At 72.3% G+C, this 9,613-nt stretch carries 11 protein-coding genes; all 11 read left to right on the top strand.

Features of this window, described 5'->3' with window-relative positions:
• Positions 1-1,015: AAA family ATPase (locus NBX02_RS18590; protein ID WP_250292411.1), on the top strand; the 1,015-nt coding region annotated here is incomplete at its 5' end.
• 45 nt (positions 1,016-1,060) lie between these two features.
• Positions 1,061-2,341, top strand: a complete 1,281-nt coding sequence (gene ftsY / locus NBX02_RS18585) for a signal recognition particle-docking protein FtsY (RefSeq protein ID WP_250285103.1) — start codon at positions 1,061-1,063, stop codon at positions 2,339-2,341.
• 430 nt (positions 2,342-2,771) lie between these two features.
• Positions 2,772-4,364, top strand: coding sequence for a signal recognition particle protein (gene ffh / locus NBX02_RS18580; protein WP_250292409.1), 1,593 nt, complete (start codon positions 2,772-2,774; stop codon positions 4,362-4,364).
• Between the two features lie 185 nt (positions 4,365-4,549).
• Positions 4,550-5,005 carry a 30S ribosomal protein S16 gene (gene rpsP, locus NBX02_RS18575; RefSeq protein WP_250285146.1) on the top strand — a complete coding sequence of 152 codons (456 nt, stop codon included), beginning with the start codon at positions 4,550-4,552 and terminating at the stop codon, positions 5,003-5,005.
• Positions 5,006-5,239 carry an RNA-binding protein gene (locus NBX02_RS18570; RefSeq protein WP_250285145.1) on the top strand — a complete coding sequence of 78 codons (234 nt, stop codon included), beginning with the start codon at positions 5,006-5,008 and terminating at the stop codon, positions 5,237-5,239.
• Positions 5,240-5,252: 13 nt separating this feature from the next.
• A complete protein-coding gene (gene rimM, locus NBX02_RS18565) occupies positions 5,253-5,879 on the top strand; it encodes a ribosome maturation factor RimM (protein ID WP_250285144.1) in 627 nt (208 codons plus the stop codon).
• Between the two features lie 10 nt (positions 5,880-5,889).
• Entirely contained in the window at positions 5,890-6,672 is a 783-nt protein-coding gene (gene trmD / locus NBX02_RS18560; protein ID WP_250285143.1) for a tRNA (guanosine(37)-N1)-methyltransferase TrmD, read from the top strand.
• Between the two features lie 196 nt (positions 6,673-6,868).
• Positions 6,869-7,219 (top strand): 50S ribosomal protein L19, encoded by a 351-nt coding sequence (rplS, locus tag NBX02_RS18555; protein ID WP_250285142.1) that lies wholly within the window; start codon positions 6,869-6,871, stop codon positions 7,217-7,219.
• 253 nt (positions 7,220-7,472) lie between these two features.
• The gene (gene lepB, locus NBX02_RS18550) at positions 7,473-8,720 is read left to right on the top strand and encodes a signal peptidase I (protein WP_250285141.1); all 1,248 of its coding nucleotides are present in this window, start codon (positions 7,473-7,475) and stop codon (positions 8,718-8,720) included.
• Positions 8,707-9,408 carry a ribonuclease HII gene (locus tag NBX02_RS18545; protein WP_250285140.1) on the top strand — a complete coding sequence of 234 codons (702 nt, stop codon included), beginning with the start codon at positions 8,707-8,709 and terminating at the stop codon, positions 9,406-9,408. Before lepB ends, NBX02_RS18545 begins: the two co-directional genes overlap by 14 nt.
• The coding region (locus tag NBX02_RS18540) for a DUF2469 family protein (RefSeq protein ID WP_250292407.1) at positions 9,405-9,613 on the top strand (209 nt) is incomplete at its 3' end. The genes NBX02_RS18545 and NBX02_RS18540, both read left to right, overlap by 4 nt.

Here is a 9,613-nt window from a genome sequence, read left to right as displayed (position 1 = left end):
GGCGGTGGCCGCGGCGGCCGCCGACGCCGCCGACACGGCCCTGACCGCCCTGGAGCACTCCCTCGTCGCCGCCGACACCGAACGCCAGCGTGTCGAGGCGCTGCGCCGGGGGACCGAGTCCGAGCTGACCGGCGTCCGGGAGCGGGTCCGCACGCTCGCCGCCGAGCTCGCCGCGCTGCGAGACGACGTCCACCGCGACGAGCTCGCCCGCGCCGAGAAGCGCCTGCGGGTCGAGACGCTGGAGACCAAGGCGATGGACGAGCACGGGATAGCCGCCGACGACCTGGTCGCCGAGTACGGGCCGGACGTCCCGGTGCCGCCGGACACCCCCGACGGCGAGCCCGTCCCGTTCGACCGGGCCGAGCAGGCGGCGCGGGCGGCCACCGCGGAGAAGCAGCTCAACCGCCTGGGCAAGGTCAACCCGCTGGCGCTGGAGGAGTTCGAGGCGCTGCAGGAGCGCGCGGCGTTCCTCTCCGCCCAGCTCGACGACATCAAGAACACCCGCCGTGACCTGCTGCTGGTCGTCGCGGAGGTCGACGAGCGGGTGCGGGAGGTCTTCCGGGTGGCGTTCGCGGACACCGCGCGGGAGTTCGAGACGGTCTTCGCGACCCTCTTCCCCGGCGGCGAGGGCCGGCTCGTGCTGACCGACCCCGATGACATGCTCACGACGGGTATCGAGGTGGAGGCCCGGCCGCCGGGCAAGAAGGTCAAGCGGCTGTCGCTGCTGTCGGGTGGTGAGCGGTCGCTGACAGCGATCGCGCTGCTGCTGGCGATCTTTAGGGCCCGCCCGTCGCCGTTCTACGTCCTCGACGAGGTCGAGGCGGCTCTCGACGACCGCAACCTCGGCCGCCTGCTGGAGGCGCTGGAGGGGCTGCGGGAGAAGTCCCAGTTGATTGTCATCACCCACCAGAAGCGCACGATGGAGATCGCCGACGCGCTCTACGGGGTGGCGATGCGTGGTGACGGGGTCACCACGGTGATCAGCCAGCGGCTGCGCGAGCGCGCCTCGGCCTGAGCCTCGGCCTGAGCGCGGCACGCCTGGTCTGCCAGGATCGAAGGCGTGGAGTACGTCCTCATCATTATCGCGATCGTCGTGTTCGCCATCGTCACGGCCGCCGGCCTGGTGGTGGGCACCCGCCGCCGCGGGCGGGCGGGCGGCGCCGCCCCCGGCCAGTCCCCAGGCCAGGCTGCCCCCGGCCAGGCTGCCCCAGACCGGCCACAGCCGGGTACGGACTACGCGCCCGGGGTGGGCGACGACGCCGAGGTGCCGCGGGACTCCCCCCGCCGGACGTTCGACACGGTCGATCTCCCAGCCGGTCTCGGTATCCCCGCGCCCCCCAGCGGGGCCGAGACCGCCGAGGCCGGGCTGTACGAGCTGGAACTGGAGAAGGCGCCGGAGCTGGAGGTGCCGGCTCCGGCCGCGGGCCGGCTGGTGCGGCTGCGCGCCCGCCTGGCCCGCTCCCAGAGCAGCCTGGGCCGTGGCCTGCTGCTGCTGCTGTCCGGGGACAACCTCGACGAGGAGGCCTGGGAGGACGTCGAGACGACCCTGTTGGTCGCCGACGTCGGCGTCACGCCCACCGAGGAGCTGGTCGCGTCGCTGCGGACGAAGGTGAAGGTCCTCGGCGCGCGCCGGCCCGAGGACGTCCGTGCCCTGCTGCGCGACGAGCTGCTCGCCCAGATCGGCACCAGCACCGACCGCACGGTACGGGCGTCCGCGCCGGACCGGCCGGCGAACATCCTCGTCGTCGGGGTGAACGGCACCGGCAAGACCACGACCTGCGGAAAGATCGCCCGGCTCCTCGTGGCGGACGGCCGGACAGTCGTGCTGGGCGCGGCGGACACCTTCCGGGCCGCCGCCGCCGACCAGCTGGAGACCTGGGGCAGCCGGGTCGGGGCGCGCACGGTCCGCGGCGGCGAGGGCAGCGACCCGGCGTCGGTGGCCTTCGATGCGGCCAAGCGGGGGATCAGCGACGGCGCCGACACGGTGGTGATCGACACCGCGGGCCGGCTGCACACCAAGACCGGCCTGATGGACGAGCTCTCCAAGATCAAGAGGGTGGTCGCCAAGCTCGGCCCCGTCGACGAGGTGCTGCTGGTGCTGGACGCGACCACCGGCCAGAACGCGGTGGAGCAGGCCAGGGTCTTCACCCAGGCGGTGGACATCACCGGGGTCGTGCTGACCAAGCTCGACGGCACCGCCAAGGGCGGCATCGTGATCGCCGTCCAGCGGGAGCTCGGCGTCCCCGTGAAGCTGGTCGGCCTGGGGGAGGGCCCGGACGACCTCGCCCCGTTCGAGCCGGAGGCGTTCGTCGACGCGCTGCTCGGGGACCCGGCGGCCTGAGCCGCGGCACGCGGGCGGCAGAATCCTGAAACGCAACATCGGAACGTAACAACGCGGCGAAGCGGGTGAGCGGGGGCGGAACCGGTCCAGGGACCACGGTGTGGCCACTGCGTCCGGTGCCGGGCTTCTTCCGTACCCGCATGCCGCGACCTACAGTGCCGGGGTGAGGATTTCACTCCCGGCCGGTGGCGACGGCCGGGGCGGATGACGTCCGGCGAGGTGTGCCCGCCATCCTCGGTGTGGAGGGCGGAGATCACGGCAGGCCCGCCTGTGATCGTCGTGTGGGTGCGCCTCGCCAGGGCTTGATGATCTTCTTTGTTCCGTCGGGAGTCCCGTCGGGGCGGGCGGTGGTGAGTGGTCCGGCTCCGGCTCGGGCCGGTGGGTGCGTACCCTGAGAAGTGCGGTCCGCCAGCGATCCCGGAGTGTGCGCGTGTTCGACACCCTGTCCAGCCGTCTCGACAAGGCATTCTCGTCACTGCGTGGCAAGGGGCGGCTGTCCGAGGCCGACATCAACGCCGCCGCCCGGGAGATCCGGGTGGCCCTGCTGGAGGCCGACGTCGCCCTGCCGGTGGTCCGAGCCTTCATCGGCGCCGTCCGGGAGCGGGCCAGGGGCGAGGAGGTCTCGGCCTCGCTGAACCCCGCCCAGCAGGTCATAAAGATCGTCAACCAGGAGCTGGTCACGATCCTGGGCGGCGGGACGGCCACCCTGCGGTTCGCCCGGACGCCCCCCACCGTCATCCTGCTCGCGGGCCTGCAGGGGACGGGCAAGACGACGCTGGCCGGCAAGCTCGGCCGGTGGCTGAAGGAGCAGGGCCACACCCCGCTCCTTGTCGCCGCCGACCTGCAGCGGCCGAACGCCGTCACGCAGCTTCAGGTCGTCGCCGGCCGGGCCGGCGTGGACGTGTACGCCCCCGAGCCCGGCAACGGTGTGGGCGACCCGGTCGCGGTCGCCCGCGACGCCGTGGAGCACGCCCGCCGCCGCCTGCACGACGTGGTCGTCGTCGACACCGCCGGCCGGCTCGGCGTGGACACCGAGCTGATGCGCCAGGCCGCCGACATCCGGGACGTGACCTCCCCGGACGAGATCCTGTTCGTCGTCGACGCCATGATCGGCCAGGACGCCGTCACCACCGCGCAGGCGTTCGCCGACGGGGTGGGCTTCACCGGGGTGGTGCTCACCAAGCTCGACGGTGACGCCCGCGGCGGTGCCGCGCTGTCGGTCGCGCACCTGACCGGCCGTCCGATCATGTTCGCCTCCACCGGTGAGGCGCTGGACGACTTCGACGTCTTCCACCCCGAGCGGATGGCCTCGCGCATCCTCGGGATGGGCGACGTCCTCACCCTCATCGAGCAGGCCGAGAAGGCCTTCGAGGCCGAGCAGGCCGAGGCGATGGCGGCGAAGATGGCCGCCGCCGAGTTCACCCTCTCCGACTTCCTCGAGCAGATGCTCACCGTCCGCAAGATGGGGCCGATCGCCAACCTGCTCGGAATGCTGCCCGGGATGGGGCAGATGAAGGAGCAGCTCGCCCAGATCGGCGACCGGGACGTCGACCGGGTGGTGGCGATCATCCGGTCGATGACGCCGGCCGAGCGGGACGATCCACGCATCCTCCAGGCGTCCCGCAAGGCGCGGGTCGCCCGCGGCTCCGGGGTGACCGTCACCGAGGTCAACCAGCTCCTCGACCGGTTCGAGGAGGCGCGCAAGGTCATGAAGCAGATGGCCGGCGGCCTCGGCATGCCCGGTGGGGCGTTGCGCGGGAAGTCGGCCGCGGCCCGTAAGGCCCCCAAGAAGGCCAAGGGCGCGAAGCGCAAGGGCAACCCCGCCGCCCGCGCCGCGCAGACCCAGGCGCAGCGGGCCGCGGCCGAGGCGCGGCGGGCCGGTGGGCTGCCCGGCGGGCCCGACGGGCTGCCGCCCGGGCTCGGCGAGGGCGAGCTGCCCGACCTGTCGGCCCTGATGCACGGCGAGGGTCTGCCGGGTGGTGGCTTCCCGCCGCCCGGGCAGGGGCGCGGCCGGCGGCGCTGACGGCGCCCGGGCACACCCTGCGTCGGGCGATCTGGCAAACTGGGATGGCGGTCCGGGGTTCCCGCCCTGGTCCCGTTCACCATCGGCGCCGCGAGTGGCGTCCGGCAAACCCAGCTACCGGTACTCCGCATCCGCACCGTGGTGTCCGGTGACTACTGACGTACGTCTGGAGCAGTTCGACAATCGTGGCAACCAAGATCAAACTTCAGCGCCTCGGCAAGATGCGCGAGCCGCACTACCGGATCGTCGTCGCGGACGCCCGTACCAAGCGGGACGGACGGGTCATCGAGACGATCGGGCAGTATCACCCGAAGTCCGACCCGAGCATCATCAAGGTCGACGGCGAGCGCGCCGGGTACTGGCTCGGTGTCGGCGCGCAGCCGACCGAGCCGGTGCTCGCGATCCTCAAGGTCACCGGTGACTGGCAGAAGTTCAAGGGTCTTCCTGCGCCGCCGCCGGTGAAGGTCGCCGCCCCCAAGGCCGACAAGCGCGAGGTGTTCCAGGCGGCGGCCAAGGCCGCGGCCGGCCTCACCGACAAGCCCGCCACCACCCCGAAGAAGGGCAAGAAGGCGACGGATGACGCGCCCGCCGCTGGGAAGACCGAGCCGGCGGCCGAGTCGCCGGCTCCAGAGGGGCAGTAAGTGCTGGAAGCCGCCCTCGAGCACCTTGTTCGGGGCATCGTCGACCACCCGGACGATGTGCGCGTGAACCTGCAGTCGGGCCGGCGGGGACGCACCCTCCAGGTCCGGGTGCATCCGGAGGATCTCGGTAAGGTCATCGGGCGCGGCGGGCGGACAGCCCGCGCGCTGCGGACGGTCATGGCCGGAGTGGGCGGCCGGGGCCTGCGGGTCGATGTGATCGACGTCGACCGGTAGGGGCTGTCCTCAGGTGGCTGTGGGAACACACGGCGAAAGCGCCGCCAGGAAGCCGCGGCCCCCGGCGGCGGACGAGCCGGTCGTGGTCGGCCGGATCGGCCGTCCCCACGGCATCCGGGGCGACGTGACGATCGATGTCCGCACGGACGTTCCCGAGCGCAGGTTCGCGCCCGGGACGCACCTGCGCGGCGAGCTGTCCACGGCTGTGCCCACGGCCGCGCACCCAGGCACGCCCACGGCCGTGCCGCTGGTGGTGGCGGAGTCGCGTTGGCACGCCGGCCGCCTGCTGGTGCGCTTCGAGGGAGTCGCTGGCCGCAACGCCGCCGAGGCACTGCGCGGGCGCGTGCTCACCATCCCCGCCGGCCAGGTGGGCCAGGCCGCGGACGACGGCGACGAGGACGCCGACGGCCTGTGGTGGGACCGTGACCTCGTCGGGCTGCGGGTGGTCACGGTGGATGATGTCGACATGGGCACGGTCGTCGACGTCGTCCACACACCCGCCGGGGAACTGCTCGTCGTCGAGCACGCCGGTGGCGGTGAGGTGCTCGTCCCGTTCGTGCGTGAGATCGTGCCGACGGTCGAGGTGCCGGCCGGCCGGATCGTCGTCGACCCGCCACCGGGCCTGTTCGACCTGGAGTAGCGGAGCGGTTGTGCGCGTCGACATAGTTACGATCTTCCCTGGGTATCTCAGCCCGCTGGAGCTGTCCCTGGTCGGCCGGGCCCGCGAGCGCGGCATCCTCGACGTCCACCCGCACGACCTGCGGCAGTGGGCCGATGACGTGCACCGCAGCGTCGACGACGCCCCCTACGGCGGCGGGCCGGGCATGGTCATGCGGCCACAGCCATGGTGGGCGGCGCTGGCCGAGATCCGCGCGCTGGGCGCGGCGGACGGCCGGCGGCCCCGGATCGTCGTCCCGACCCCGGTCGGACGCCCCTTCACGCAGGCGTATGCCGCGGAACTGGCCGAGGCGCCGTGGCTGGTGTTCTGCTGCGGCCGTTACGAGGGCATCGACGCGCGCGTCATCGACGAGTGGGCCGACGACGAGATCTCCATCGGGGACTACGTTCTCGCCGGGGGAGAGGTCGCCACCCTGGTCATCCTGGAGGCGGTCACCCGGCTGCTGCCCGGCGTGGTCGGCAACGCCGAGTCCGTGGTGGACGACTCCTTCGCCGACGGGCTGCTGGAGGCCCCGGTGTACACCCGGCCGGCGGTGTGGGGTGACCGCGAGGTCCCGGCCGTGCTGCGCTCCGGTGACCACGCCGCCATCGACCGGTGGCGGCGGGCGGAAGCCCTGCGGCGGACCGCGCAGCGCCGTCCGGACCTGCTCGCCCGCCGGGAGCGGCCGGCGGCGGACGACGGCCCGGGCGCGGACGGCTCGGATGGGGCCGGCGGCTCGGATGGGGCCGGCTCGAACGCTCGTGTGGCACAGTAGGATACGGTTTCCGGCCGTCCGCCGTACCGGGTGACACCACCCGGCGTGAGCGGGCACCGAGCGGATGCCACCATGGGCCGATGCCGTTGGGCGCGCACAGTTATCAGGTGCTCCGTTACAGTGGTTACAGTGGCTCACCTCCGCCGGCCGGACCAGGCTCGACCCGTCCCGTCATCACCGCGAGAAAGCGACTGCCATGCAAACCCTGGACAGCCTCGACGCCGCGTCACTGAGGACCGACGTCCCGACGTTCTGGCCGGGCGACACCCTGAAGGTTCATGTCCGTGTTGTCGAGGGCAACCGCCAGCGCATCCAGGTCTTCCAGGGCGTCGTGATCCGGCGGCAGGGCAGCGGCGTGCGCGAGACCTTCACGGTCCGTAAGGTCAGCTTCGGTGTCGGCGTGGAGCGGACCTTCCCCGTCCACAGCCCGGTGATATCCAGGATCGAAGTTGTCACCCGTGGGGACGTCCGTCGCGCGAAGCTCTACTACCTGCGTGATCTGCGCGGCAAGGCGGCGAAGATCAAGGAGAAGCGCCGGCCGGTGTAGGGCATGCCCAGCCGGCCATGGCGGTTCCGCGGGCCGGGGCTGACACTGGGACTGAGGATGGCTGGCACGACCGGCCGCGCCACAGCCGCGGCATGATCACGACTGGCGGGTGTGGCGACCCGAACATCGGACACGCGTCCGCCGTGGCGCTGTTCGAGCCGGTCCGGCGCGTAGGGTGGTCAGCGATCGTTTCCAACCGGGTTCCCCGGACAGCACATCCCAGCCCGAGTCGGCGAACCCATGAGGTGGCGCGGTGAGTGGAGCCGAGCACAGTCGTCCGATGCGCTGGGGCGAGCCCCCTCCCGCCGGCTCCACGGGCGGCCGTGAGGACGACGCGGCCGACCCGCCCGGCGAGCGGACCGGCTCCCCCCCACCGGCCGCTGTCCCTGACGACGGCCGTCCATCCGTCCGTCCGGCCGAGGCGGCGGGCGACGCTACCGGGGAGAACGTCATCGGTGAGAACATGACCGGTCAGGAGTTCCAGGAGCTTCCCGAGCCTCAGCGGGCCGGGGTGGATGCCCCGGGCGGCCCGCCTGCCCGTCGGCGCCTGCGGGTGGGCGGCCGCGGCGGCCGCGGCTCGTTCGCCCGTGAGCTGCCGTTGCTGGTTCTGATCGCCTTCCTGCTCGCCCTGCTCATCAAGGCGTTCCTCGTCCAGGCGTTCTGGATACCGACCGTGTCGATGGAGCGCACCCTGCTGGTCAACGACCGCGTGCTGGTCAACAAGCTCGTCTACCGCTTCCGGGACGTCCATCGCGGCGAGATCGTCGTGTTCAACGGCGACGGCACCGGTTTCGAGCGGGCCGAGACCCTGATCACCCCGCCGGGCAACGTCTTCTCCCGGGCGCTGCGGTCGGTACAGGGGATGCTCGGGCTCGGCGCGCCCAGCGACAAGGACTTCATCAAGCGTGTCATCGGTGTGGGTGGTGACACCGTCGCGTGCTGTGACGCCCAGGGGCGGGTGACGGTCAACGGCAAGCCGCTGGACGAGCCCTACGTGTACGAGAACAGCCCGCTCGGCGGGGGCCGTGAGTTCGAGCCGGTGAAGGTGCCACCCGGCGAGCTGTGGGTCATGGGTGACCACCGCGGTGAGTCCTCGGACTCCCGGGTGAACGGCACCATCCCGCAGAGCAAGGTCGTCGGCCGGGCCTTCGTGCGGGTCTGGCCCCTGAGCCGGATGGGGATCCTGAGCCCGCCGGACATCTTCGCCGCCGCGGGCGCGCACGCGGCGGCGACCGTGCCGCTTGCCGGCACCGGGCTGACGGGAGCGGCCGTGGTGGGGGCGGCCACCACGGCACGGCGCAGGCGGGGCGCGCCGGGCAGCCTGCCGACGCGGCCGGCGAAACGGCTCGGGAGGAACACAGGTGGTGACAGCGGCGACGTTCCGTCAGTCCGCCGTTACGGGTATCTCGGGCGGCCCTGGCGGCGCCCGGCCCGCCGGGGACGGCGCCCGGCCGGGGGCCCTCCCAGCGTTCGCGCCGACCGGCGCGGTGGCCAGAGGTGAGAGCGGGCTGTGGGGCTGTGAGCGTCTCCTGCGGCGCCGGGGGCTCGCGCCCGTGGCCGGCGTCGACGAGGCCGGCCGTGGCGCGTGCGCGGGGCCGCTCGTGGTGGCCGCTGTCGTCCTCCCCGCGAGCGGGTCGCGCCGTCTTGTCGATCTCACGGACTCCAAGCGGCTGTCGCCGCGGTTACGCGAGCGGGTGTTCGACGAGATACTCTCTGTCGCCCAGGCGTGGGCGACCGTCGTGATCCAGCCGTCCGAGGTCGACGCGTGCGGTGTGCACGTGGCGAACATCGCCGGGATGCGGCGGGCGGTGGCACGCCTGGCCCGGCGGCCGGGTTACGTCCTCACCGACGGGTTCGCGGTGCCTGGGCTGGGGGTCGCCTCCACCGCCGTGCTCAAGGGCGACCAGGTCGTCGCCTGTGTGGCGGCCGCGTCGGTGGTGGCCAAGGTGACCCGGGACAGGATCATGAAAGATCTCCACCACCGGCATCCCGAGTACGATTTCGCCCAGCACAAGGGGTATGTAACGGCCGGACACACCGCGGCACTGGCCGCGTACGGGCCGTGCGGACAGCATCGGATGTCGTATGTCAATGTGGCACAAGCTCAACGTGAACGACTGGCACGACTGGCGCGGCTGGAGGACGCCGTGACACGGACCGGGCTACCCAGCGCGACGGAGAGCGCATGAGCGCCGAAGACCTCGAGAAGTACGAGACCGAGATGGAGCTCCAGCTCTACCGCGAGTATCGGGACGTCGTCGGTCTCTTCTCCTATGTGATCGAGACGGAGCGTCGCTTCTATCTCGCGAACGACTACCAGATCGAGGCCCGCAACAGCGCTGGTGAGATCTTCTTTGAACTCACTCTGCGTGACGCCTGGGTCTGGGACATGTT

The organism is Protofrankia sp. CiP1_Cm_nod1 (assembly GCF_920888515.1).
Lineage (GTDB): Bacteria > Actinomycetota > Actinomycetes > Frankiales > Frankiaceae > Protofrankia.
This window is presented reverse-complemented; position numbering and strand designations above follow the sequence as displayed.